This window comes from Xanthomonas sp. BRIP62415 (assembly GCF_003993515.1).
Classification (GTDB): Bacteria; Pseudomonadota; Gammaproteobacteria; order Xanthomonadales; family Xanthomonadaceae; genus Xanthomonas; species Xanthomonas euroxanthea.
This window is the reverse complement of record NZ_QEZH01000029.1, coordinates 306,248-330,584: the sequence shown is the minus strand read 5'-3', so window position 1 is coordinate 330,584 and position 24,337 is coordinate 306,248. Positions and strand designations below refer to the sequence as shown.

At 68.1% G+C, this 24,337-nt stretch carries 19 protein-coding genes and 1 pseudogene; 10 read left to right on the top strand and 10 right to left on the bottom strand.

Annotated features, from left to right (window positions below):
* Positions 1–5: 5 nt before the first annotated feature.
* Complete coding sequence (imuA, locus tag EO141_RS15655) at positions 6–659, bottom strand: translesion DNA synthesis-associated protein ImuA (protein ID WP_164739239.1); 654 nt, start codon at positions 657–659, stop codon at positions 6–8.
* 1 nt (position 660) lies between these two features.
* A complete protein-coding gene (gene lexA / locus EO141_RS15650) occupies positions 661–1,266 on the bottom strand; it encodes a transcriptional repressor LexA (protein WP_115676342.1) in 606 nt (201 codons plus the stop codon).
* A gap of 125 nt (positions 1,267–1,391) precedes the next feature.
* On the opposite strand from lexA, the pseudogene EO141_RS21735 reads away from it, so the two are divergent.
* Positions 1,392–1,716: pseudogene (locus EO141_RS21735) on the top strand (Fic family protein); the annotation flags it as partial.
* Positions 1,717–1,811: 95 nt separating this feature from the next.
* Here the strand turns inward: EO141_RS21735 and EO141_RS15640 are convergent.
* From EO141_RS15640 to EO141_RS15625, 4 genes are all read right to left on the bottom strand, one after another.
* On the bottom strand, positions 1,812–2,405 hold the full coding sequence (locus tag EO141_RS15640; RefSeq protein WP_127169624.1) for a DNA-binding protein: 594 nt from the start codon (positions 2,403–2,405) through the stop codon (positions 1,812–1,814).
* Between the two features lie 149 nt (positions 2,406–2,554).
* Positions 2,555–2,896, bottom strand: a complete 342-nt coding sequence (locus EO141_RS15635) for a cupin domain-containing protein (protein ID WP_104582393.1) — start codon at positions 2,894–2,896, stop codon at positions 2,555–2,557.
* Between the two features lie 69 nt (positions 2,897–2,965).
* A complete protein-coding gene (locus EO141_RS15630; protein ID WP_127169623.1) occupies positions 2,966–3,556 on the bottom strand; it encodes a GIY-YIG nuclease family protein in 591 nt (196 codons plus the stop codon).
* Positions 3,553–4,884, bottom strand: coding sequence for a DUF763 domain-containing protein (locus tag EO141_RS15625; RefSeq protein WP_127169622.1), 1,332 nt, complete (start codon positions 4,882–4,884; stop codon positions 3,553–3,555). The genes EO141_RS15630 and EO141_RS15625 overlap by 4 nt, the downstream gene beginning before the upstream one ends.
* 274 nt (positions 4,885–5,158) lie before the next feature.
* On the opposite strand from EO141_RS15625, the gene EO141_RS15620 reads away from it, so the two are divergent.
* From EO141_RS15620 to EO141_RS15610, 3 genes are read left to right on the top strand one after another with little or no spacing between them, the layout of a single operon-like run.
* Positions 5,159–5,737 carry a (2Fe-2S)-binding protein gene (locus EO141_RS15620; protein ID WP_115676337.1) on the top strand — a complete coding sequence of 193 codons (579 nt, stop codon included), beginning with the start codon at positions 5,159–5,161 and terminating at the stop codon, positions 5,735–5,737.
* Positions 5,710–6,798 carry a xanthine dehydrogenase family protein subunit M gene (locus tag EO141_RS15615; protein ID WP_164739238.1) on the top strand — a complete coding sequence of 363 codons (1,089 nt, stop codon included), beginning with the start codon at positions 5,710–5,712 and terminating at the stop codon, positions 6,796–6,798. Before EO141_RS15620 ends, EO141_RS15615 begins: the two co-directional genes overlap by 28 nt.
* On the top strand, positions 6,795–9,092 hold the full coding sequence (locus EO141_RS15610) for a xanthine dehydrogenase family protein molybdopterin-binding subunit (RefSeq protein WP_127169620.1): 2,298 nt from the start codon (positions 6,795–6,797) through the stop codon (positions 9,090–9,092). The genes EO141_RS15615 and EO141_RS15610 overlap by 4 nt, the downstream gene beginning before the upstream one ends.
* A gap of 75 nt (positions 9,093–9,167) precedes the next feature.
* Here the strand turns inward: EO141_RS15610 and EO141_RS15605 are convergent, their stop codons facing one another.
* From EO141_RS15605 to EO141_RS15595, 3 genes are all read right to left on the bottom strand, one after another.
* Entirely contained in the window at positions 9,168–9,350 is a 183-nt protein-coding gene (locus tag EO141_RS15605) for a hypothetical protein (RefSeq protein ID WP_127169619.1), read from the bottom strand.
* Between the two features lie 4 nt (positions 9,351–9,354).
* Positions 9,355–10,098: an FCD domain-containing protein gene (locus EO141_RS15600; protein ID WP_024938638.1), complete on the bottom strand. Its 744-nt coding sequence runs from the start codon at positions 10,096–10,098 to the stop codon at positions 9,355–9,357.
* Between the two features lie 83 nt (positions 10,099–10,181).
* The gene (locus EO141_RS15595) at positions 10,182–13,016 is read right to left on the bottom strand and encodes a TonB-dependent receptor (protein WP_241236671.1); all 2,835 of its coding nucleotides are present in this window, start codon (positions 13,014–13,016) and stop codon (positions 10,182–10,184) included.
* A 313-nt stretch (positions 13,017–13,329) separates the two neighbouring features.
* Here EO141_RS15595 and EO141_RS15590 point away from each other — a divergent pair, with 313 nt between their 5' ends.
* Genes EO141_RS15590 through EO141_RS15570 form a run of 5 tightly spaced genes read left to right on the top strand, consistent with a single transcriptional unit; the run spans position 13,330 to position 21,071 of the window.
* Positions 13,330–15,522 carry a polysaccharide lyase 6 family protein gene (locus EO141_RS15590; protein ID WP_241236670.1) on the top strand — a complete coding sequence of 731 codons (2,193 nt, stop codon included), beginning with the start codon at positions 13,330–13,332 and terminating at the stop codon, positions 15,520–15,522.
* Complete coding sequence (locus EO141_RS15585; RefSeq protein WP_127169617.1) at positions 15,519–17,762, top strand: oligoalginate lyase; 2,244 nt, start codon at positions 15,519–15,521, stop codon at positions 17,760–17,762. The genes EO141_RS15590 and EO141_RS15585 overlap by 4 nt, the downstream gene beginning before the upstream one ends.
* Positions 17,759–19,069: an MFS transporter gene (locus EO141_RS15580; protein ID WP_126946607.1), complete on the top strand. Its 1,311-nt coding sequence runs from the start codon at positions 17,759–17,761 to the stop codon at positions 19,067–19,069. Before EO141_RS15585 ends, EO141_RS15580 begins: the two co-directional genes overlap by 4 nt.
* A 50-nt stretch (positions 19,070–19,119) precedes the next feature.
* On the top strand, positions 19,120–19,872 hold the full coding sequence (locus EO141_RS15575; RefSeq protein WP_104582383.1) for a glucose 1-dehydrogenase: 753 nt from the start codon (positions 19,120–19,122) through the stop codon (positions 19,870–19,872).
* 35 nt (positions 19,873–19,907) lie between these two features.
* Positions 19,908–21,071, top strand: coding sequence for an SGNH/GDSL hydrolase family protein (locus tag EO141_RS15570; RefSeq protein WP_127169647.1), 1,164 nt, complete (start codon positions 19,908–19,910; stop codon positions 21,069–21,071).
* 85 nt (positions 21,072–21,156) lie between these two features.
* Here the strand turns inward: EO141_RS15570 and EO141_RS15565 are convergent, their stop codons facing one another.
* Positions 21,157–21,663, bottom strand: a complete 507-nt coding sequence (locus EO141_RS15565; RefSeq protein ID WP_104582381.1) for a YetF domain-containing protein — start codon at positions 21,661–21,663, stop codon at positions 21,157–21,159.
* A gap of 171 nt (positions 21,664–21,834) precedes the next feature.
* On the opposite strand from EO141_RS15565, the gene EO141_RS15560 reads away from it, so the two are divergent.
* Positions 21,835–24,117 carry a glycoside hydrolase family 3 N-terminal domain-containing protein gene (locus EO141_RS15560; protein ID WP_127169616.1) on the top strand — a complete coding sequence of 761 codons (2,283 nt, stop codon included), beginning with the start codon at positions 21,835–21,837 and terminating at the stop codon, positions 24,115–24,117.
* Positions 24,118–24,337 lie beyond the last annotated feature (220 nt).

Sequence of the window (24,337 nt, the reverse complement as noted above, 5' to 3'; positions counted from 1 at the left end):
GCGCCTCAATGCGCCAGCCGCAACGGCTGCGACGGGACCTGCCCGCCGCGGCACTTGCGCACCTGCCAGGCATCGCGCTCCGGCAGAAATTCCAGCCGCAGCGCGGCCGGCGATGCATTGACCGCATGCTTGCGATCGCGCAGCGCGAACGCGCAACAGTTGCCGCTGTCGGCGGCGACTTGCAGCCGCCGCAATGCGCGTGCATCGCCGGTCTGCGGCCAGCCCAGTACCGCCGCGCAGGCGCCGCTGCGCAGGCATTGTTCGAATGCCCACAAGGCATCGCGCGGCTCGGCCTGCACCACTTCCAGATGGTCCAGCACCACCCCGCCCGCCTGCCAGGCCGGCGCATAGGGAATGAACGGCGGCGCCACCAGCACCACCCGGCTGCTGGCGCCGGTCATGCGCGCCAGCGTGGGCAACAGCAGCGCGATCTCGCCCACGCCGTGCGCGGGCAGCAGCAACTCGGTCAGTGCCCGCCGCGGCCAGCCGCCATCGGGCAGCAATGCGTCCAGTGCTGCATGCCCGGTGGATTCGCCGCCATGGGCGATGGCGGTGCCGTGACCTGCGCGCCATACCGTGCGTGCGGCCAGCAAGGCGTCCAGCGGCAGGGCGACTGCCGCGTTGCCGTCCTGCCTGATGCGCGCGGGCTCCTGGCTCATCTCAACCCTGCCGGATCAGACCGCAGTACAGCCCTTCGATCGCGAAGTCGGCATCGGCGGCCACCACGATCGGCGCATGCGCGCGGTTGCGCGGCAGCAGGCGGATGCGTTCGGCACCACGCTCCAGCCGCTTGATGGTGATTTCGCCATCCACCCGCGCCACCACGATCTGCCCATCGCGTGCCTCGCTGCTGCGATGCACGCCGACCAGATCGCCGTCCAGGATGCCGTCGTCGATCATCGAATCGCCTTGCACCTGCAGCAGATAGTCCGGGCGCAACGAAAACAGCGCACGGTCCAGCCACAGCTGCCGGTCCAGGCCGATATCCGCCCCGATCGGCACGCCGGCCGCCACCCGCCCCAGCACCGGCAAGGCCAGCAACGCATCGCGCGCGGCGCCGCCCGGCATGCGGATGCCCCGCTTCTGATTGGGCAGCAGCTCGATCAAGCCGGCCTCGGCCAGCGCCTGCACGTGCTTTTGCGCGGCATTGCGCGAGGCGAACCCGAATGCCTGCGCAATCTCGGCCAGGCTGGGCGACACCCCTGCGTGGGCCTGCTCCTGCAGGAAAGCCAGCACGGCCAGACGTTTGGGAGAGAGAGGTTCCATGGGAGTGCAGCGGCCGGACGGGGCAAGGTGTACATTTGTACACCGATCGGTCGCAGCAGGCGAGATTGGCCCGTGCAGGTTGCTGAGCCGCTTCAGCCAGGACCGGCCTGCGACCGGCCGGATCCGATCCACCGCCGGGCCTGGCCGCGCTGGCCGCTGCGCTTGCGCCTGGCTTACCGCGCACGCATCCGTTGGTGGATTGGCAACAAGCGCACCGCTGCGGTCGCCTGCGAAACCGTCATCGTGCTCGATGGCGCTGCGCTGTCAGCCGGCGATCCGGAACTCTACGGCAGCTACATCGGGCTGGCCGACGGCACGATTGAAGCACCTGCCTTTGCCGATTGCTTGCGGCCGCCCGTGCAACCCCGGCAGCAGGAGCGGATCCACCCACCTGCGGCGCATTACCGCCGAGGTCACCGCGCAGGCTCACTCTCAAGAACCTTGCTCTGAAGAACCTTGCTCTGAATAACCTCGGGGCGCTGGGACATCGCGCGTGGCCAGGCGCCCGCCCTCTCGTCGGGCGCACAAGGCGGCAGCAGCATCGATCAGCTCTCGCGCGTGCTCGCCGGCCGCTTCCGCGTCGCCGCCGCTTTCCTGGCGGCAGCCTTGCGCACGCCAGGCCCCTTGGTCTTGGCAGCTTTCTTGGCCGCTGCCGAGCGGCTGCTGGAACTGCGTTTGGCCGCTGCACTCCTGGCCTGGCGCGACAGCGCCTGGGTGCCGGCAACCTGCTTGGCGGTGGTCTTCTTGCTGGCCGTCTTCAAGGCCTTCTTGGCGCCTGTCGACCGCGTGGGCGAGGTCTTCTTGGTGGCGTTCTTGGCGGCCTTTTTCGCCGTCTGCTTGGTCGCTTTGCGGGTGGTCTTGTCTGCGGTCTTGGCGGTGGTCTTCTTGGCCGCCTCGCTGTCCTGCGCCGCCTTTTTCCTGGTGCTCCTGGAGGCGCTCTTGGACGGCTTGGCATCCACGCCATCGCGGCGCGCCTTGGACAGGCCAATCGCAATTGCCTGCCTGGTGCTCTTGGCACCATGCTTGCCTTCGCGCACGTGGTCGATTTCTTCTTTGACGTATTCGCCGGCCTGGGTACTGGCCGACTTGCCCTCGCGCTTGTCCTGGGCGGCCGCGCGCCGCGTCTTGGCTTCTGGCATGGGGGTGCTCCCGGTGCGTTGTGACGTGCCGATGTAAGCAACCGCCACGTCAACGCATGGTCGACAACGCGCTTGCGATTGAACAACACGCCGTTGAACAGCATGCCGTTGAACAGCACGCTGCCAGCCTGCACCCAGCGCGTTGCTTGTCAGCCTTCGCCTGCCGGCAATGGCTCGCCCTGCGCATCGTAGGCTGGCGGATGATAGAAGTTGACCGTCTTCAGCGGCGTGTCACCGGTATTGCGAATCTCGTGCGCCTGGCCACGTTCGATCGCGATCAGGCTGCCGGCCTGCAATGCCTGCGTGTGGCCATCCACGATGGCCTCGCCCGCGCCGTCCACCACGAACAGCCATTGGTCGGCGCCGCGATGGCGATTGTCCGGGCCACCCTCGCGATCGCCCGGTGCCATCACCATTTCGGCCGCCTGCACCTGGCGCAGCGAAAACAGCACCTTGAAGGGGTTGCTCAATTCCAGCGTTGCGTACTGCATGCGCGTGTCTCCTCATCGGTTGCGCCGATGCTGTCGCCGCACACGTCAAGGCGGCGGCAATGCACTTGGCTATTGGCTGCGGCAATACCAGTCCCAGATCACATCGGGTAGATGCGCCTGCAGTGGCAGCTCCAGTGCGCGGTAGCCATCCAGCACATCGCGCAGCATCTGTTGCGCTGCGGTGGGCCCGGTGACGCTGTCGAGTTCATCCTGGCTCAACTGCAGCAGCGACCAGTCGTACAGGTGATCGATCCGCTGGGCCATTGCCGCCTGCAGCCAGGCCTGTAGTGCGAACACGCGATACCCCTGCTGCTCCAGCTGCGCCACTGCCACCTCGAGCGCCTGCCCCACACCACGAAACCATTCGGTGTGCCCGCCCGCCGCACTGCGAATCGCCAATGGCGCCGGTGCGTTGTGCTCACCCAGGGGCCGGCGCAGTTGCAGTTCCAGATCCCGCGCATCGCGTTCGCGCTCGGCTTCCACCAGCACGCCGCGCTCCAGGTCGAAGAACGCAAACCAGCGCGGATGCAGGCTGCCGATGCGGCCCAGCGGGTCGCGCGAAAAGCCGATCTTGCAATGGTCTTCCCACTGGCACGGGAACACATAGGTGAAGCAGCGGCCGTCGATGGCCACCTTGCCACGGCGCAGTTGCGCGCTCATTGGCCTGCCTTGCGCTGCGCCTGCGACTCACGCGGTTGATGATCCTCGACCGGCTGCTCCCAACCGAACACGCTGCGCCCGCCATAGCGGTGCGCATCCACGCGTTCCTGCGCGATATACGCCTCCACCGACGGACCGCGTGCGCTGGCCTCCAGCCGACGTGCCTGCGCATCCAGCCGCGCGATGGCCTGCAGCCGCTCCTCGTTGCCGAGCCGGGCCTGCTGCATCGCCTGCTTGAGCACGCCGATGGTGTGATCCAACACGCGCGTGGGCACCGGGAACGGATGCCGGTCCTTGCCGCCGTGGGCAAGCGAAAAGCGCGCCGGGTCGCTGAAACGACACGGGGTGCCATGCAACACCTCAGCCACCATCGCCAGCGAACGCACGGTGCGCGCGCCCACGCCCGGCACCTGCAACAGCGCGGTGAAATCGGCGGGGCCGCACTCGGCCGCAGCCGCCAGGCTGGCGTGCAGCCGGCGGGTGATCACGTTTTCGCTGCGCACGTCGTGATGGCCGGGCATGCTCAGATGCGGTTGCTGCGCGGGGTCCCAGCCCTGGCCTGCAAACAGGTCACCGGTGACCGGCGCCTGCGCCACAGCAGGCGCAACCGGTGCCTGCGCGGCGTCGATGCGTTGCCACTCACGGGCAAGGCGATCCGGCGGCAGCGTCTGCAACAACGCCACCTGCGCCGCACGCGCGGCAGCGGCACGATGGTCGGCCAGGTTGACGATATTGCCCTGCTGTGGCCCGTCGATGGCCGCATGCGGCGCATCCACAAAACTGCTCAGCCCTTCCGACAACCAGTGATAGCGGCGCGCCTGCTTGCGTTGCCCGTTCATGCCCTGCTGCACCACCACCCAGCGCCCGTCGTCGCTGACGATGAAACTGTGCAGATACAGGTCGAAGCCATCCTGCACCGCGGCGCTGTCCACCTTGGCCACCAGGCGACTGGCCTGCGCCAGCGCAGCGCCATCCAGCCCGACCCCATCGCCTACCGCAAGCAATTCGGCCGGCGTTGCGCGCGAGTGCCGCCCGCGCCCACCGCAGACATGGATGCCGAGTTCGCCGGACAACGGCGTGAGCCCGCGCTTGAGTGCGCCCATCACGCTGGTGGTGATGCCGGAGGAATGCCAGTCCATCCCCATCACCGCGCCAAAGGACTGGAACCAGAACGGATGCGCAAGCCGCCGCAACAATTCATCGCGCCCATAGGTGTGCACGATCGCCTCGCACATCACCGTGCCCAGGCGCGTCATCCGCTCACCCAACCAGCGCGGTACGCGCCCGCCATGCAGCGGAAGATCGGCACTGCCGCCGCGCCGGCTCATTGCAACCTCGTCGTCATCTGCACAGGATACCGAGACCGCCGTCGCACGCCGTGCGATTGGCGTGGACCGCAATAACGCGCAACTGACGAGTTCAGTTCCAGCTGGCCGCTGGCGCCGGCGCGGCGAGCTCGGCCCATTGCCATCGCGCAGTGCCGCGCATGCCCGGGCATCACCCACGTACCGATGTGAACACCATCACCGCATTGCCTACACCCTGCGTTGACCGTCGCGTGGTCAAGGTGAAGGCCCTCTCAGCCATCGCCACGGGGCTCGCATGAATGCCACTCCCGCCGCAGCCCGTGACACGGCGCCGGCCACCGCCACCACTGCCGCGCCGACCTACCCGGTCAACCTGCGCATCAATGGTCAGCCTTACCAATTGCAGCTCGAAGCCTGGGTCAGCCTGCTCGACCTGTTGCGCGACCGGCTCGACCTCACCGGCACCAAGAAAGGCTGCGACCACGGCCAGTGCGGTGCCTGCACGGTGCTGGTCGATGGGCGCCGCATCAACAGCTGCCTGACGCTTGCCGTCATGCAGGACGGCGCCGAGATCACCACCGTCGAAGGCCTGGCCGAGGGTGACCAGCTGCATCCGCTGCAGCGCGCCTTCATCGACAACGACGCCTTCCAGTGCGGCTATTGCACGCCCGGGCAGTTGTGTTCGGCGGTGGGCCTGATCAAGGAAGGCAAGGCACACGACCGCGACCAAGTGCGCGAGCTGATGAGCGGCAACCTGTGCCGCTGCGGTGCCTACCCGCAGATCACCGATGCGGTGATGCAGGTCATGGGCAAGCCCAGCGACAGCAGCGACAGCGCCGCCACGCCATGGACCCCAGGGACGGTGCCGGCATGATTCCGCTCACCTATACGCGCGCGGACTCCGTCGATGCGGCCCTCACTGCGTTGTCGGTGCGTGGCAGCGACCCGCACCCGGTGCCCGCCGAAGCCCCGGTGCGCCTGATCGCCGGCGGCACCAATCTCACCGACCTGATGAAGCTGCAGCTGATGCGGCCGGGCAGCCTGGTCGACATCAATCGTCTGCCGCTGGATGGCATCACCAGCCAACCCGATGGCGGCCTGCGCCTGGGCGCGCTCGCGCGCAACGCCGACACCGCTTACCACCCGGACGTGGAGACGCGTTACCCCTTGCTGAGCGCGGCGATCCTGGCCGGCGCCTCGCCGCAGATCCGCAACATGGCCAGCAACGGCGGCAACCTGCTGCAGCGCACGCGCTGCCTGTATTTCTACGACCACGCCACCCCATGCAACAAGCGCGAGCCCGGTATCGGCTGCTCGGCCATCGGCGGGCTCACCACCTACAACGCCATCCTCGGCGCCAGCGCGCAGTGCATTGCCACGCACCCGTCGGACATGTGCGTCGCGCTGGCTGCGCTGGACGCGGTGGTGCACGTGCAAGGCCCCAATGGCGAGCGCGACATCCCGTTCGCGCAGTTCCACCGCCTGCCCGGCGAGCACCCGGAGCTGGACAGCACGCTGGCCCCGGACGAGCTGATCGTGCATATCGACCTGCCCGATGCGCAGCGCTTCGTCGCGCATAGCGCCTACCTGAAGATCCGCGAGCGGCTGTCGTATGCATTCGCGCTGGTGTCGGTGGCCGCCGCGCTGGACCTGGCCGAGGACGGCAGCATCCGCGAGGTGCGCGTTGCCCTGGGCGGCGTGGCGCACAAGCCCTGGCGCAATCCCGACGCCGAAGCGCAGCTGGTGGGCAAACCGGCCACGGCCGAGAGCTTCGGCATCCTGGCCGATGCCCTGCTGCAGGGTGCGCAACCGCAAGGCAACAACGCCTTCAAGCTGCCGCTGGCACGCCGCGCGATCGTGCGTGCGCTGGACGTCGCCCGCGAGGGCACCATCGACAACCGCGGGCGAACCAGCGCGCTGGAGGAAGCGCCATGAACGCACGCAGCACCGATGCACCCGACAACGACCTGAGCCCGCCGGTTGCCGACAGCGGCACCGGCTATCGCCCCACCGGCACCGGCGTCACCCGCATCGATGGCCGCGCCAAGGTCACCGGCCAGGCGCGTTATGCCGCCGAATGGCCGGTGCCCGACCTGGCCTACGGCGTGGTGGTCAACAGCAGCATCGCCAAGGGCGAGATCGTCGCCTTCCATCTCGACGCCGCGCGTGCGGTGCCCGGCGTGCTGGAGATCGTCACCCATGAAAACCGCCCGCATATGCGCGGCATGGACGTGTTCTACAAGGACATGACTGCACCGGCCGGCTCGCCGTTCCGGCCCTTGTACGACAACAAGATCCTGTACAGCGGCCAGCCGATCGCGCTGGTGGTGGCCGACACCTTCGAAGCGGCGCGCCATGCTGCGCATCTGGTGGAGGTGGAACTGCTGCAAGACCCGCACGACACCAACCTGATGACCAACCTGGACCGTGCGCACAAGCCCAAGGCCATGAAGGCCGGTTTCTCGCCGCCCCCCAAGGACAAGGGCGAGCCGGACAGCGCCTTCGCCAATGCCCCCGTCCAGGTGCAGGCCGACTATTACAGTGGCGTGGAGCACCACAATCCGATGGAGCTGTTCGCCTCCACGGTGATCCGCGACGCCGATGGCCACTTCACCATCTACGACAAGACCCAGGGCTCGCAGAACAGCCGCTGGTACGTCTCGCATGTGTTCGGCCTGAGCAAGCGCAAGGTCACCGTGCGCAACCCCTACGTGGGCGGCGCCTTTGGCTCCGGGTTGCGCCCGCAGTACCAGTTGCCGCTGGCGGTGATGGCCTCGATCCTGCTGGACCGCTCGGTACGCGTGGTACTGACGCGGCAACAGATGTTCACCTTCGGCCATCGCCCGGAGACACTGCAGCGGCTCAAGCTCGGTGCCGACCGCGATGGCCGCCTGCAGGCGATCTGGCACGAGGCCATCGCCGAGACCTCGCGGATCGAGGATTACGTCGAGGTGGTGGTCAACTGGAGCGGGCAGCTGTATGCCTGCGACAACGTGCATCTGGGCTACAACCTGGTGAGCCTGGACCAGTTCAGCCCGATGGACATGCGCGCCCCCGGCGCCGCACACGGCGTGCATGCGCTGGAAGTGGCAATGGACGAGCTGTCTTATGCGCTGGGCATGGATCCGCTGGCGCTGCGCCTGAAGAACTACGCCGAGGTCAACCCGGCCGACGACAAGCCCTACTCCACCAAGGCACTGCGCGCGTGCTACCAGCAAGGCGCCGAGCGCTTCGGCTGGGCGCAGCGCCCGTTGCAGCCGCGCGCACGCAAGGAAGGCAACGAATGGGTGGGCTGGGGCATGGCCACCGGGCAATGGGATGCGATGCAGATGTTTGCGCGCGCGCACGCGGTGCTGCACGCCGATGGCCGGCTGGTGGTGAGCAGCGCAGCCAGCGATATCGGTACCGGCACCTATACGGTGATGGCGATGATCGCGGCCGAAGCACTGGGCCTGCCGCTGGAACAGGTCACCTTCCAGCTGGGCGATTCGACGCTGCCGGTGGCACCGATCGAAGGCGGCTCATCGCACGTGACCACGGTGGGCTCGGCGGTGGACGGCGTGTGCGGCAAATTGCGCGCGCGGCTGCTGCGGCTGGCGCAGGCGTTACCGAATTCGCGCTTCACCAAGGCCAAGCTGGACGAGGTGGTCTTTGCCGATGGCACGCTGGCGTTGCGAGTCGACGCCGGCACCACCATCGCCCTGACCGAGCTGTTGCGTGCTTCCCAGCTGGAACAGATCGAAGACAAGTTCCTGCTGCTGCCCAATGTGCTCAAGCAACGCAACTACACCCGTGCCACCCATGGCGCGGTGTTCGTGGAAGTACGGGTGGACGAGGAGCTCGGCACGGTGCGGGTCACCCGCGTGGTCAGCGCCGTGGCGGCCGGGCGCATCCTCAACCCGATCACCGCGCGCAGCCAGATCGTCGGCGGCGTGGTCTGGGGCATCGGCCAGGCGCTGCACGAACACACCCAGTCCGATCACCGCTTCGGCCGTTTCATGAATCACGATTTTGCGATGTATCACGTCTCGGCCAATGCCGACATCCACGACATCGATGTGATCTTCGCCGACGAGGACGACCGCATCGTCAGCAGCCTGGGTGCCAAGGGCGTGGGCGAGATCGGCCTGGTCGGCGTCTCGGCGGCGATCTGCAATGCGATCTTCCATGCCACCGGCAAGCGCATCCGCAGTACCCCGATGACGCCGGACAAGGTGATGGCGGACTGAGGCCTGCACTGCAGGTGCCCGCGCGCGCCCGTCAGGTAGAGCCATCTGCTTGAGGGCGGACGCGCCAGCAGCGTGTTATCGCTGCAGCGTCTGCGGCAACCGCAGGCGCAACAATCCGGTCAGCCGCGCGTCGGTGGTGCCGAACAGGACAGACGGCGCATCCAGCTGATTGGAGGATGGGTTTTTCGGAGAATCCGGCGTCAGCGGCACAAAAGTGCCGCTGGCGGTGGACGCATTGCGCCCAACCGACCATGCCATGCACTCAGGTGCGCGTGGCCGCCAGAAAATGCGCGCGGTCCTGCTGGGTGCGGCGGCGGATCTCCGCCAGGGCATCGTTCTCGGTCGCTTCCAGCATGGATTCGAACAGACGCTGGAAGTGGTTGCGCATGGCCGTGCGTGCCGCCACGGGGTCGCGTTGCTGCAGGGCCTGCAGGATGGCGGTGTGCTCGTCCACGCGGGTGGCGCCGTCGTCGTGGCAGACCCGCGCATACACCTCGCGTACGCGCGGCAATTCGTTGCGCATGCGCCAGATCAGCTGCACGCAGTGCGCCACCACCGGGTTGCCACTGATACGCGCGATCGCCAAGTGGAAGGCGCGGTCGTAGTCGGCAGCGGCCGCATCGCTGAGCCCAGGCGCCGACAGCGCCTGGATCATGCCATTCAATTCATCAAGCTCCGCATCGGTGATGTGGCTGGCGGCCAATGCGGCCGCCTCCGCCTCGATCACCGCGCGCGCGGCAGTCAGCTCGAACGCGCTGACATCCGGCAAGGCGCCCTCGTCCGAGGCCAGGCGTGGCTTGACGTACACGCCCGAGCCGATCTTGATCACGATGCGGCCCTGCGCTTCCAGCGCGATCTCGGCCTCGCGCACGGTGACGCGACTGACGCCGAAGCGCTCGGCCAACTCGCGCTCGCCCGGCAGGCGCGAGCCGACCGGGAATTCGCCCGTGTCGATCAGCGCGCGGATCTTGGCGGCAACGGAGTGGTACAGGCGGTTTTCGGACATCGGCGACTCAAACCCTCAAGGTGATCGGCCCGGCACGCGGGTGCCGGACAGGTGGCGCGGCGGAAACCGCGCCGGTGGCGACGCTAGAACCGGTAGCGCACCCCCAAATAATAGCGTCGCCCGTAGGTGTTGTACTCACGGAAGCTGCCGGGCACCGGCATGTCGGAGATCCGCGGCTCGTTGGTCAGGTTGGACGCCTCCAGCGACACCGACAGCTGCGCATTGAAACGGTAGCTGGCACGCAGGTCCAGGGTGCCGCTGTCGCGCACGTAGCGGTTCTGCGCCGGGGCACCGACGAACTTCTGAAAATACTCCGAGCGGTACTTGTAGATGGCCTGCAGGTCGACCGCGCCGATGGCGTAATACAGCTGGCCGGAGAACACGTGCCGCGACAGGCCGAAGATGTTGGCCGGCGCGACGATGCCGCCGCTCACCAGGCCGGTGGCCGGATCGATCTGGTCGCCCAGGCGCAGATCCTGGGTCTTGTAGTTGGAATCGGCGTAGTTGTAGCTCAGCTTGACGCCCAGGCCGTCGAATGGTGCCGGCAGGTAGGAGAAGCGGTGGGTGCCGGTCAGCTCCAGCCCGGTGAGATCGCTCTTCTGCCGGGTGGTGACGTCCTGCACCACCGGCACCACCACCGACGTGCCGTCGATGACGAAGCGTTCGTCCACCACCGTGGGCACTGCGCCCCCGGTGAACTGCTTGTAGTAGACCGCGGCGCTGAGCAGGGAATCGGCATTGGGGTACCACTCCAGCGACACGTCTGCATTGGACGACAGCAGCGGCCGCGTGCGCGGGTTGCCGGTGGCGGTGATGCTGCCGATCGCCTCGCCGACGCTCGTGAACTCGGTTCCCGGTTCCAGGATGAAGGTGCGCCCGGCAGACAGCGCCACCAGATCCGGGCGGGCCATGGCCCGATACAGCCCGAAGCGCAGCTGGGTCTGGTCGGTCAGGCCGATGTTGGCGTTGAAGCTGGGCAGGAACACGCGATTGGACGCGCGCACCGTCTGCGCGGCGAAGCGTCCGGTTTCCACCAGCTGGATGGTGCCGTCGGGGTTGTCGATGACGTCCAGCTCGCCGCGCAATCCCACCGAGCTGACGTCGGTACGCACCCAGCGCACGCCCAGGTTGCCATCCAGCGGCAACCCGAACAGCGTGCTGGCAAATTCGCCCATCACGTACAGCGCGCGGGTCTTTTCTTCCACGTCGGAGTCGGCGGTGCCGCGCGGGTCGGCATTGCGGCCGGTGTCGTCCACGCCGGTAATGGCGCCAAACAGACAGCGGCTGTCGAAGGTGGCCCACTGCTGGATGGTGTTGCCGCTGGCGCCGGAGAGGAAATCCTCCTGCGGGAACGGTTGCCGGCAGGCCAGGTTGGCGGCGCGGATCGTGGCCGCATCGGTGACGTTGCGCTCGACGCGGTCGTCCAGGTCGCGGTAGGTCGCCTCGGACAGGCGCACGCCACCCTTGATGGAGGTGAGCAGCCCGCTTTCCGGGGTGAAGGCGCCATCGAAGCGCCAGGCCCGGATGGTGTGCTCGCGGCGCAACTCGTCGCGGCGCGCACGCGCGGCCGCGCTGAAATTGTCCGGGTTGTTCAGGTCGAACGCAGGATCGACCACGATCCCCGGCACATCGCCGGCATAGGTATAGGTGTAGTCCACGCGCTGCCCGTTGATCCCGGGCACGCGGTTGCCGTTGATGTCGGTGGCATTGGAGCGCAGCCGCATCATGCGGTCGATCTCGCTGCGCTCGGTGCGCGAATACGACAGGTCGGTGGACAGCATCCAGGCCGCGTTCGGGCGCCATTCCACGCGCAACCCGCCACCGCGGTACTGCTCGTCGCGCACCTTGTAGTCGGTGGAGGATTCGAGCGTGCTGCTGCCGGTATGGCCGAGCAAGGCGCCGTTGTCGCCCACCTGGCGGTTGTTGAGGTTGCGCAAGGTCTCGGAGAAATTGAGCTCGGCGCGGTCTTCGGTCACGGTGCGCTGCGAGTCCTGGTAATCCAGGGCCACGTCCAGGCCGTCGAACGGCCGCCATTGCAGCGCTGCGAAGGCGGCATCGCGTTGATCGTGTTCGCTGATCTGGCGGTACACGCGACTGCCGGGCGCCAGGTAGTACGGCGTGCCCGCCTGCACCTGCGCCGGGGTCACGGCGGTGCAGTTGCGGCTGGCGCCCACCACCTCGTTGGCGTTGCAGGCCGTCCAGGTGGAGCTGCTGCTCATCACCTCTTCCGGGTTGGTGCCTTCCAGCCGCTGCAGGCCGAGCGAGACCCCCAGCTTGCCGGCCCCGCGCAGGTCGAACTGGTCCAGGTAGCTGACGGTGCCGCGCCAGCCCACGCCATCGGCGTCGCGCAGCTTGCTGTCGCCGTCGGCATAGGTCGCCCGCCCGTCCAGCTGCACGCGGCGCTTGCCGAATTCCAGCGGCCGCACGGTCTGCATGTTGACCGTGCCGGCGATGCCGCCCTCGACAAAGTCGGCGCGCTGGGTCTTGTAGATCGCCACGGTGTTGATGAGTTCGGAGGGGAACTGGTTGAAGTTCACCGAGCGGTCGCCGCTGCCGTTGCTGGCCTCGCGCCCGTTGAAGGTGGCCGAGCCCAGGAACGGCCCCAGGCCACGGATGGAAATCTCCGACGCGCCGCCCTTTTCGCGGTGCGTGGCCGCTCCGGTGATGGTCTCGATCGCCTCGCCGATCGACAGCGCCGGCAGATCGCCGATGTCCTCGGCCGACAGCACGTCGGCCACCACCGTCTGCTCGCGCTTGCTGTCGATGGACGACTGGATCGAGCTGCGGATGCCGGTGACCTTGACCTGGTCCAGCGTGGTGGGCGCCTGCTGCGGCGGCGACTGGGCGGCATCGGTCTGCTGGGCCATGGCCACGTGTGTGCCGGCCAGCGCAAGAGCGCCCAGCAGTGCCTGCGCCAAGACGGTCCGACTAACTGGTATACGTAATTGGACTAATTCTGTGTATCGCACAATTCCTCCTCCCAAAGGATGCTCGAAACCGAGCGCGATGGAGGTTCCATGCGGATCCATGGCAAGTCAATCATTTCTTTCATTTACCGATCGAGCCACCTATCTAGGCCAATTTCAGGGCCATTTTTGTGCGTACGCAGCATGACATCCGGCGTTTCCCGAGCTTCAATAGCAACCAACTGGACTACTCTTTTGGTTAACGATCCAGCCTGCACTGTTACCCTCGGCCATCACCGACGCGCCAGCGTCCAGGAGCATCCCGATGCAACCCCCCGTTTCCCTTGCCTGCCTGTTGCTGCTGTGCGCGCCCGCCTGGATCGGCTCGGCCCAGGCCACCTCGTACCTGGTGCACGACCAGAGCGAATACGCCGTGGCAGCGGCCGCGCTGCGTGCCGGCGATCGCATCGTGCTGGCCGATGGACAGTGGCGGGATTTCGCCATCGTGCTGCGTGGGCAAGGTACCGCCGAGCAGCCGATCACCCTCACCGCGCAGACGCCCGGCAAGGTGATCATCAGTGGCACCTCCGACCTGCGCATGGCCGGCACCTACCTGGTGGTGTCGGACCTGGTGTTCCGCGACGGCCACGGCCCGGGCGATGCGGTGCTGTCGTACCGCATCTCCAGCAAGGAACGCGCGCGCCACAGCCGCATCACCCGGGTGGTGGTGGACGGCTTCAGCAAGCCCACCCGCAACGATTCGGACAACTGGGTGGCGCTGTACGACAGCGACAACCGCTTCGACCACAACCAGCTGGTCGGCAAGACCAATGCCGGCCCCACCCTGGTGGTGGTGCGCGACGCCACCCAGGGCCTGGACAATCGCCATCGCATCGACCACAACTGGTTCGGGCCACGCCCCAACCTGGGCGCCAATGGCGGCGAGACGCTGCGCATCGGCACCAGCAGCGACGCCGACAGCGCCTCCAACTCGGTGGTGGACAACAACTGGTTCGAAGGCTGCGACGGCGAGGTGGAGGTGGTCTCCAACAAGTCCGGCGGCAACACCTACCGCGGCAATGTGTTCAAGCAATCGCGCGGCGCGCTGGTGCTGCGGCATGGCGATGGCAACCTGGTCGAGCGCAACGTGTTCTTCGGCGATGGCAAGGCCAACACCGGTGGCATCCGCGTGATCAACCGCAAGCAGACCGTGCGCCACAACTACCTGGAAAACCTGGCCGGGGATGGCTATTCGTCGGCGCTGAGCATCATGTACGGGGTGCCCAATTCGCCCGCCAACCGCTACGTGCAGGTGGACCAGGCGCGCATCGAGCGCAATACCTTCGTCAACGTCAACCAGCTGTTCTTCGGTGCCGGCATGGATGCCGAGCGCACCGCCGCGCCGATCAACAGCCGCTTTGCCGGCAACCTGATCGTGGCCGCCAGCGACCCGGTGCGCGTGCTGGGCGATCTGTCCGGCATCGCGTTTGCCGGCAACCTGCAAAGCCCGCTGGCATCCACCCGCCTGCCCGGCGGCGTCGACAGCCGCCAGGTGACGATGACCCGGGCCAGCACCGGCTTGCTGGTCGCCGACAATGCCACCGGCGTCGGCGCCGACCCGGCGCTGAGCTACATCGCACGCGACCAGGTGGGCGTGAGCTGGTATCCCAAGCAGGCGCCGCAGGCGGTGGCCGACAGCGGCCGCCGTACGCGCGTGCGGCCGGGCCCGACCAGCCTGACCGACGCCGTGGCGCACGCCGCCCCCGGCGATCGCCTGCAGCTGGATGCAGGGCGCTACCAGGTCGATGACATCCTCGACGTGGACCGGCCACTGACGCTGGAAGGCCCGCAACACGGGCGCGCGCGGATCCGCTTTTCGCAGCCGGCGCTGTTCCAGATCGCGCCCGGCGGCACACTCAGCCTGGCCCGGCTCGAGATCGACGGCCGCGCCGCGCCCGCACAGCCGGGCAACGCGGTGATCCGCACCAGGCCAGGCACCGCCGTGGCGCAGTACCAGCTCACGCTGCGCGATACCCACCTGCATCATCTGGACGCCCAGCCCGGCTTCGATGTGATCGCGCTCGGCAAGGGCAGCCTGGCCGACCACATCCTGCTGGACAGATTGCTGGTCGAAGACGTCTCCGGCCGGGTGCTGTCCGCACGCGCCGAGACCGACGACCGTGGCACCTACAACGTCGAACAGGTGACGGTGCAGCAGTCGCAGTTTCACCGTGTCGCCGGGCCGGTGCTGGACCTGTATCGCGGCGGCCGCGATGAAAGCACCTTCGGCCCGGTGCTGCAGCTGAGCGACTCGCACTTCACGCAGGTCGGCCGCGCTGCGGATGCGTCGCTGCGCCTGCACGGCGTGCAGCGCGTCGCGCTGCGCAACAACCGCTTCGTCGACAGCGCCGCGATCCTGGCGCAACCCACCACCGGCACGCCCCACCTGATCGCCAGCGGCAACCGGTTCGTCCGCACCCCGGCGTTGCATGCCGGCGCAGCGGAGCCCCTGCTATGACCCGTTCCACCCGCCTGTTGCTGCTGGTCCTGGTCGGCGCCGGCAGCGCCCTGCCCTGTATTGCCGCGCCGCCACCAGCGGCCGAGCCAGCGGCGCAGCCGCAACCGCGCGCCACCGATGCCGCACCGGTGCTGGTGACCGCCCAGCAATGGCGCGCCATGGCCAGCGATGGCGCCAGGCTGCCGGTGTTCGCCCGCGAACAGGCACGCGCACAAGCCAGCGTGCGCGCAGCGATGCGGGCCGGGGTGGACGTGCCGGTGCCCAGGGACCCCGGCGGCGGCGCCAGCCATGAACAGCACAAGCGCAACTACCAGGCCATCCAGGCGGCCGGCGCGCTGTACCGGCTCACCGGCGACCGCGCCTATGCCGACTATGCGCGCGACGTGCTGCTGGCCTACGCACGCCTGTATCCCACGCTGGGCGCACACCCGGCCGGGCGCGGCCAGGTGCCGGGGCGGCTGTTCTGGCAGTCCTTGAACGACTCGGTGTGGCTGGTCTACGCAAGCCAGGGCTACGACGCCATCCGCGACACGCTCAGCGCGCAGGACCGCGCCACCATCGACCGCGACGTGTTCGCGCGCATGGCGCACTTCCTGTGCGACGAAAGCGCCGACAACTTCGACAAGATCCACAACCACGCCACCTGGGCGGTGGCCGCGGTCGGCATGACCGGTTATGTGCTGCGCGATCAGGCGCTGGTGGACAAGGCACTGCGCGGCAGCAAGCGCGATGGCAAGGCCGGCTTCCTGGCGCAGGTGGACCAGTTGTTCTCGCCGGACGGCTACTACGCCGAAGGCCCGTATTACCAACGCTATGCCCTGGCGCCGTTCGTGCTGTTCGCCAATGCGATCGCGCGCAACCAGCCGCAGCAACGCATCTTCCAGCGCCGCGACGGCGTGCTGCTCAAGGCCGTGGACAGCCTGGTGCAGAGCAGCTACGGCGGCTATTTCTTCCCGATCAACGACGCCATCCTCGACAAGGGCCTGGATACCGAGGAACTGGTGGCCGGCATCGGCATCGCCTACGCGCAGACCCACGATGCGCAACTGCTGTCCATCGCACAACGCCAGCGCCGCGTGCTGCTCACCCCCGAAGGCCTGGCCGTGGCCAGCGCGCTCGCGCAGGACCGCGCCCAACCGTTCGCCTTCGGCAGCGTGTTGCTGCGCGATGGCGCACAGGGCGACCAGGGCGCGCTGGCGATCCTGCGCAGCGGCGGCGACGACGGCCAGACGCTGGTGATGAAGAACACCTCGCAAGGCATGGGCCACGGCCATTTCGACAAGTTGAACTGGCTGTTCTACGACAACGGCCAGCGCGTGGTCACCGACTACGGCGCGGCGCGTTTCCTGAACGTGGAAGCCAAGGCCGGCGGCATCTATCTGCCGGAAAACAGCAGCTGGGCCAAGCAGACCATTGCGCACAACACGCTGGTGGTGAACGAGACCAGCCACTTCAACGGCGACTGGAAGGTGGGCGAGCAGCATGCGCCGACGCAGCTGCTGTTCGCCAGCAGTGCCGACACCCGGATCGCCTCGGCGCGCATGCAGCAGGCCTACGACGGGGTCAGCTTCACCCGCACCCAGGCGCTGCTGTCGCACCCGCAGCTGCGCCTGCCGGTGGTGGTCGACCTGCTGCGCGTCAGCGGCAGCGCGCCTGCACGCTACGACCTGCCGCTGCACTTCAACGGGCAGATCATGCAGGTCGGCTTCACCGCAGAGCGCGCACTGACGCAACGCCCGGTGCTGGGCAAGGCCAACGGCTATCAGCATCTGTGGGTGGATGCCTCCAGCGATGCGAGCGCCGACACGCGCAGCCTGAGCTGGCTGCTCGCCGGCCGTTTCTACAGCTACCGCTTCGGCAGCAGCGCACCTGCGCGTGCGTTGCTGGTGGAAAGCGGCGCCAACGATCCGGACTTCAACCTGCGCCGCGAACCGGCGCTGATCCAGCGTGTCGATGGGCAGGCGAACGTCAGCTTCTTCGGCGTGCTGGAACCGCATGGCGAATACAACGGCACCGCCGAATACGTGCACGGCGCCAATAGCCGCATCCGCGCCATCGAGCGCGTGCGCGGCGACGATGCCGAGGTGATCGTGCTCACCCTGGTCGGCGGCCAGCGCATCGCGCTGGCGGTGGCCGACGACGCCGATGCACAACGCAGCCACCAGGTGCAGGCCGCCGGTCAGCACTACCGCTGGCGCGGCGGTTACGCGCGCTTCGATCGCGCTGCAGGTGAAAAATGAGCACCCACTCCACCTCCACCACACCCACGCGCCCGGCGGGCAAACGCTCGGCGGTGCGCTGGCTGATCGTGGCGCTGATCGCGGTGGCCACGGTGATCAACTACATCGACCGCAACGCGCTGGCGGTGATGTGGCCGGCGATCTCGCGCGACATCGGCGCCACCAAGGAAGACTACGCGCTGCTGGTCACCATCTTCATGCTGTTCTATGCCGCCGGGCAGTTCGTGTTCGGACGGCTGTTCGACATCATCGGCACCCGGCTCGGCTTTGCCTTGTCCATCGCGGTGTGGTCGCTCTCCATTGCGCTGCATGCCATCACCCACTCCATCATGGCGTTCTCGGTGGTGCGCGCACTGCTGGGCATCAGCGAAGCCGGCGCCTGGCCGGGCGCGGTCAAGGCCAATGCGGAATGGTTTCCCGCCCGCGAGCGTGCGCTGGCGCAGGGCATCTTCAATGCCGGCGCCTCCATCGGCGCGATCGTCTCGGCGCCGCTGATCGCGCTGCTGTTCCTGTCGTTCGGCTGGAAGGGCACCTTCGTGCTGGTCGGCGTGCTGGGCATGCTGTGGTTGCTGCCGTGGCTGGTGATCTACCGCGCCGGGCCGGACCGGCATCCCTGGGTCGACGCGGCCGAGCGGGCGTTGATCCTGGATGCGCCCGAGGCCGGCAGCGCGCCGCCGCCGGCCTACCTGCCCACGCTGCGCCAGCTGATGTCGCACCGGCAAAGCTGGGGCATCGTGCTGGCGCGGTTCTTCCTGGATCCGATCTGGTGGCTGTTCGTGTCGTGGCTGCCGATCTACCTGGCCGAGACCTTCCACTTCGACATCAAGCAGATCGGTGCGTTCGCCTGGGTGCCGTTCGTCGGCGCGATGCTGGGCAGCCTGTGCGGCGGCTGGTTGTCCGGGCGCCTGATCGCGGCCGGCTGGAGCGTGGACCGCGCGCGCAAATGGACCATCACCCTGGGCGGGGCCATCATGGCGCCAGCGCTGCTGGGCGCCGTGCAGGCGGCCGACCCGCGCATGGCGGTGCTGACGATTGCCGCGGTGCTGTTCGGCTTCCAGATCGCCATCGGCAATATCCAGACCCTGCCCGGCGATCTGTTCGCCGGTAAATCGGTCGGCTCGCTGGCCGGCATCGGCGGCATGGCCGCGGTGGCCGGCACCCTGATCACCACCTGGCTGGTCCCGGTGATGACCGCAACCTCGTACGCACCGATGTTCATCCTGGTCGCCGCGCTGGTGCCGGCCTCGCTGGCCGCGCTGTGGCTGGTCACCGGCCGCATCCACCGACTCGACGCACCGGGCACCTGACCGTGCCCGCTGCCTACTCCGCTTTCCCCACACCAACAGGACATACCCGCATGCATTTCCACGACAAGGTCGCCATCGTCACCGGCGGCGGCCGCGATATCGGCCGCGCCATCTCGCTCAAGCTGGCCGCTGCCGGCGCCAAGGTCTGCATCAACTACGCCAACGACGACGCCAGCGCGCGCGACACGCTGGCACAGCTGCAGGCCGCCGGCGGCCAGGGCATCCTGCACCGCGCCGACGTCACCGATGCCACCGCCGTGGCCGGCCTGCTGACCGCCACGCGCACCGCCTTCGGCCAGCACATCGATGTGCTGATCAACGTGGCCGGCGGCATGCTGGCGCGCAAGCCGCTGGCCGATATCGACGAGGCCTTCTTCCATCAGGTGATGGACCTCAACCTCAAATCGGTCTACCTGACCACCCAGGCGGTGGCACCGCATATGCGCGAAGGCGGCGCGATCGTCAATTTCGCCTCGCTTGCCGGGCGCGATGGCGGCGGGCCGGGCGCGGCCATCTATGCCACCGCCAAGGCGGCGGTGATGACGTTCTCGCGCGCAATGGCCAAGGAACTGGGCCCGCGCGGCATCCGCGTCAACGCACTGTGCTGCGGCATGATCGCCACCCGCTTCCATGACGATTTCACCAAGCCGGAAGTACGCGCCTTCGTCGCCAATGCCACCCCGCTGCGGCGCGAAGGCCGCCCGGAGGAAGCCGCCGATGCGGCGTTGTACCTGGCATCGGATGCGGCCAGCTTCATCAACGGCGCCAACCTGGACGTCAACGGCGGCGTGTTCTTTTCCTGATCGACAAAGGAGTTCTGCGCATGGTCTGGCGATGGATGATGACTGCGACATTGAGTGTCGTGCTGGCAGGCCCGGCCACTGCGCACCCGGCACCCCGCTGGGTGCCGGCCTGGATCGCCTCGGCGACGCCGGACCGGCTCGACGGCGGCGCCGACACGCCGCTGCAATTTGCCGATGAAACGGTGCGCCAGGACATGCGCCTGGGCACTGCGGCGGTGGCCCTGCGCGTGCGCATCAGCAACGAGCTGGGCACCACCCCGCTGACGATCGGTGCGGGCACGGCGCGCCTGCTCGGCGGCGCCGGGGACACGCACCCGCTGCGCTTCGACGGACGCGCCAGCATCACCGTGCCGCCCGGCGGCGTATTGCTCAGCGACCCGGTGCCGCTGCGCGCACCGGCATTGGCCGAGGTGGCGGTGAGCCTGTATTTCCCCACGCCGGCGCGCCCGGCGGTACGCCGCACCGCGCTGCGGGTGGTCAAGGGCCAGGCCGAGGTACCAGACAGCAAGGCGCTGGCGTATCGCCAGAACGTCATCTCCGCCCTCTACGTGCAACCGCCGCATCCCCGCCAGACCGTGGTGGTGGCGCTGGGCGATTCGATCACCGAAGGCGCCACCGCCACGCGCGGCGCCAATGGCGACTGGCCGGCCCTGCTGGCCAGGCGGCTGGAGCAGCGTTGCCCCGGCAGCGTGGTGGTGCTCAACGCCGGCATCAGCGGCAACAAGCTGCTCGACGATGGCCGCAGCCCCAGCGCGCTGGCGCGGCTGGATCGCGACGTGCTGGCGCTGCCCGGTGTGGACCAGGTGATCCTGTTCGAAGGCATCAACGACATCCGCCACAGCGGTCCGCCGGATGCGATTGCCGGCCGCACTGCTGCCGACATGGTGCTGGGCTATCGCCAGATCGTGACCCGGCTGCAGCAACACGGCATCGCCGTGATCGGCGCCACGCTGACCCCGTTCGGCAACTCGGATCGCTACGAGCCGGTGGCGGCGGCCACGCGCCAGACGCTCAACGGGTTCATCCGCGACGGGCAGGCATTCGATGCGGTGATCGACTTCGACGCCGCGTTGCGCGACCCGGCCAGGCCGGAGTGGCTGCCTGCCGCGCTGACCCGCGACTTCCTGCATCCCAACGATGCCGGTTACCAGCGCATGGCCGAATCAGTGGACCTGTCGTTGTTCTGCAAGGCCCGCTGAGGCGGCTTGCCACGGTGACGCGCCTGCGCCAGGCGCGCTGCCACGGCGATACGGCGGCACGGCCGGCATGCACGCTTGCCTGCCTTCAGCCCCGGCGCTTTTTCAGGATGCTGATCTCCCCGGAGGTCTCCAGGATCGCCATGTCGATATCGGCATCGTCGCGGCAATCGGCCTTGCGTTTTGCCACCTCGAAGTCGGCATAGCTGACGTTGTGGCGGACCAGTTCCTTCCAGTAGATCTGCCCGCCACGCGCCAGCAGCGCCGGGGTGCCCTGCACCCAGGTATCGATCCGCCGGCTGCGCGCGGTCGCCATGCCCACCAGCCAGTTCAACACCAGCAAGGTGGCCGCCAGGATCATGCCGCCCAGCAACGAGACGTCTTCGCCGATCAGCGAGTTCTGCACCGCGGTTCCCAGCAGCACGATCAGCAGCACGTCGAATGGCGTGGATTGGCCCAGCGCGCGTTTGCCGGTCAGGCGCGTCAACAGCAGGACCACGCTATAGACCGCAACTGCGCGCAGCACGAACTCCCACCACGGCATGCCCAGGTGCATCATTTCGTAGAAGCGCACGCGTGTTTCCACGTCCAGCATCGTGTGTCCTGACCGGTTTGATCGATGGCGCACGCTAGTGCGCAAACGGTGAAGGGGCCGTGCTGTCGCAGCGTTACCGCGGCCGACAATTCGACAACCCTCGTGCACCGCAGCACGGCTTTTCGCTGGCGATCCGTTAGCGTCTGGCCTGGACATACGGGGATGGCGGGCATGGGGACTGGAATCACACGTCGCGGGTTGCTGCTGGGTGCCGCGTCGGCAGCGTTGTCGGCACAGCTGCCGGTAGGGTTTGCGTTGCCGCGGCGTGCGGCCGCGGCGCCGGCCTTTATCGATGCGCTGATCGCGCGCATGAGCGTGGAGGAAAAGGCCGGCCAGCTGACGCTGTCCGGTTCGGCGCAGCAGACCGATGCGGCGGCGGCGGCCAATCCGGTCAACACCGTGCCCACCGCCGAGGGCCAGCTTGCCGCCGCGCGTGCCGGGCGGGTGGGCGGCATCTTCAATGGCTCCAATGTGCTGTGGCACCGGCAACTGCAGCAGGCCGCGCTGCAGAGCCGGCTGAAGATTCCGCTGCTGTTCGCCGCCGATGTGATCCACGGGTTCACCACGGTGTTTCCGGTGCCGCTGGCCGAGGCCGCCAGCTTCGAGCCGGCGCTGGCGCAACGCACCGCGCGCGCCGCCGCACTGGAAGCCAGCGCAGTCGGCATCGCCTGGACGTTCGCACCGATGGTGGATATCGCACGCGATGCGCGCTGGGGGCGCGGCGTGGAAGGCAGTGGCGAAGACGTGCTGCTTGGCCGGCGGTTTGCGCAGGCGCGCGTGCGCGGCTTCCAGGGCGAAGGACTGGATCATGCCGATGCACTGGCGGCCTGCCCCAAGCATTTTGCCGCCTACGGCGCCGCCGAAGCGGGCCTGGACTACAACACCGTCGACATCTCCGAGCGCAGCCTGCGCGAGGTCTATTTCCCGCCGTTCCAGGCCGCGTTCGATGCCGGCGCAGTGACCACGATGGCAGCGTTCAACGAGATCGCCGGCATCCCTGCCACGGCCAATCGCTGGCTGCTGAGCGAGGTGCTGCGCGGCGAGTGGGACTACCGCGGCCTGGTGGTGTCCGACTACACCGGCGATCTGGAGCTGATCGGGCACGGGGTCGCCAGCGATGCGCGCGAGGCAGCCAAGCTGGCGTTCCTGGCCGGTGTGGACATCAGCATGCAGAGCGGGCTGTACCTGCAGCATCTGCCGGCGCTGGTGGCCGCCGGCGAGGTGACCATGGCGCAACTGGACGCCTCGGTACGCCGCGTGCTGCAGTTCAAGGCCGCGCTTGGATTGTTCGACGATCCGTTCCTGCGCATCGTGCCGGCACGCGCACAGGCACGGCAGCGGCGCCCCGAAACACTGGCGCTGGCACGCGAGGCGGCACGCAAATCCATCGTGCTGCTCAAGAACGATGGCGAGCTGCTGCCGCTCAAGACGCAAGGGCAACGCATCGCGCTGATCGGGCCGATGGCACGCAACTGGACCGACAGCGCCGGCCCATGGAGCCTGTTCGGCGGCGACGACAGCGGCAACGACCTGGCCACCGCACTGCACGCGCGGCTGCGCGACCCGGGCAGCCTGCAGGTGGTGCAAGGCTGCGACTTCGAACATGGCCTGCCCGGCGGCGTGCAGGCAGCCGTCACCGCAGCGGCATCCGCGGATGTGGCGGTGCTGGCGATCGGCGAGCCGATGCGCTACTCCGGCGAAGCGCAGTCGCGCAGCGAGATCGTCATTCCCTCCGGGCAGCAAGCGCTGCTGGCGGCGGTGGCGGCCACCGGCACGCCGGTGGTGGTGGTGCTCAGCAACGGCCGTGCGCTGGTGATCGATGGCCCGGTACTCAAGGCACCGGCGATCCTGGTCGGCTGGTTCCTGGGCTCGGCATCGGGCGCCGCGCTGGCGGATATCCTGTTTGGCGCGCACGGTCCGTCCGGGCGCTTGCCGGTGAGTTTTCCGCACGCGTCCGGGCAGCTGCCCTACAGCTATGCCCACAAGCCCAGCGGCCGTGCCGACCCGCGCCCGGATGCCTTGCAGCCGTTCAAGACCCGCTACCGCACCGCGCCCAATGCCGCGTTGTTTCCGTTCGGGCATGGCCTGACCTATGGCCGCATCGAATACGGCGAGCTGCGCCTGAGCGATGCACGGCTGGCGGCGACCGGCAGCCTGCGCATCAGCGCGCGCATCCACAACCGCGGCACCCGCGATGCCGAGGAAGTGGCGCAGCTCTACATCCGCGACCGCAGCGCCAGCGTCACCCGCCCGGTGCGCGAACTGAAGGACTTCCGCAAGCTGGCGGTGCCGGCAGGCGGCAGCGTCGCGGTGGAGTTCGTGCTGCGCCGTGAGGACCTGCTGTTTATCGGCCAGGCATTGCAGCCGACGGTAGAGCCTGGCGTATTCGATCTCTGGGTGGCGCCCTCGTCGGAGGCTGAGGGCGTGTCTACGAGTTTTGAATTGATGGGCTGAGCGCCAGCCGCAATCGGAATGGCTCAGCTCAGGGGATGGATACGGGGCGTGTCTCGCTCACGCAGAGGGCATCGTGCCCTGGTTGGCTCGGGAACACATCCCCATTGCGCTGACGCTCACGCTCTCGGTCGCCTTGAGAGGGGGCTAGGTCTTTAGAGATTGGACGGTGCGTGTGCCTCGGTTTACAGCGGACGATCTGCGGGTTTGCTGCGGGGTCCTT

What these genes read in the sequence shown, in the direction of transcription:
- imuA (WP_164739239.1), bottom strand. Translation starts at nt 659, where the DNA reads ATGAGCCAGGAGCCCGCGCGCATCAGGCAGGACGGCAACGCGGCAGTC.
- lexA (WP_115676342.1), bottom strand. Translation starts at nt 1,266, where the DNA reads ATGGAACCTCTCTCTCCCAAACGTCTGGCCGTGCTGGCTTTCCTGCAG.
- EO141_RS15640 (WP_127169624.1), bottom strand. Translation starts at nt 2,405, where the DNA reads ATGCCAGAAGCCAAGACGCGGCGCGCGGCCGCCCAGGACAAGCGCGAG.
- EO141_RS15635 (WP_104582393.1), bottom strand. Translation starts at nt 2,896, where the DNA reads ATGCAGTACGCAACGCTGGAATTGAGCAACCCCTTCAAGGTGCTGTTT.
- EO141_RS15630 (WP_127169623.1), bottom strand. Translation starts at nt 3,556, where the DNA reads ATGAGCGCGCAACTGCGCCGTGGCAAGGTGGCCATCGACGGCCGCTGC.
- EO141_RS15625 (WP_127169622.1), bottom strand. Translation starts at nt 4,884, where the DNA reads ATGAGCCGGCGCGGCGGCAGTGCCGATCTTCCGCTGCATGGCGGGCGC.
- EO141_RS15620 (WP_115676337.1), top strand. Translation starts at nt 5,159, where the DNA reads ATGAATGCCACTCCCGCCGCAGCCCGTGACACGGCGCCGGCCACCGCC.
- EO141_RS15615 (WP_164739238.1), top strand. Translation starts at nt 5,710, where the DNA reads ATGGACCCCAGGGACGGTGCCGGCATGATTCCGCTCACCTATACGCGC.
- EO141_RS15610 (WP_127169620.1), top strand. Translation starts at nt 6,795, where the DNA reads ATGAACGCACGCAGCACCGATGCACCCGACAACGACCTGAGCCCGCCG.
- EO141_RS15605 (WP_127169619.1), bottom strand. Translation starts at nt 9,350, where the DNA reads ATGGCATGGTCGGTTGGGCGCAATGCGTCCACCGCCAGCGGCACTTTT.
- EO141_RS15600 (WP_024938638.1), bottom strand. Translation starts at nt 10,098, where the DNA reads ATGTCCGAAAACCGCCTGTACCACTCCGTTGCCGCCAAGATCCGCGCG.
- EO141_RS15590 (WP_241236670.1), top strand. Translation starts at nt 13,330, where the DNA reads ATGCAACCCCCCGTTTCCCTTGCCTGCCTGTTGCTGCTGTGCGCGCCC.
- EO141_RS15585 (WP_127169617.1), top strand. Translation starts at nt 15,519, where the DNA reads ATGACCCGTTCCACCCGCCTGTTGCTGCTGGTCCTGGTCGGCGCCGGC.
- EO141_RS15580 (WP_126946607.1), top strand. Translation starts at nt 17,759, where the DNA reads ATGAGCACCCACTCCACCTCCACCACACCCACGCGCCCGGCGGGCAAA.
- EO141_RS15575 (WP_104582383.1), top strand. Translation starts at nt 19,120, where the DNA reads ATGCATTTCCACGACAAGGTCGCCATCGTCACCGGCGGCGGCCGCGAT.
- EO141_RS15570 (WP_127169647.1), top strand. Translation starts at nt 19,908, where the DNA reads ATGATGACTGCGACATTGAGTGTCGTGCTGGCAGGCCCGGCCACTGCG.
- EO141_RS15565 (WP_104582381.1), bottom strand. Translation starts at nt 21,663, where the DNA reads ATGCTGGACGTGGAAACACGCGTGCGCTTCTACGAAATGATGCACCTG.
- EO141_RS15560 (WP_127169616.1), top strand. Translation starts at nt 21,835, where the DNA reads ATGGGGACTGGAATCACACGTCGCGGGTTGCTGCTGGGTGCCGCGTCG.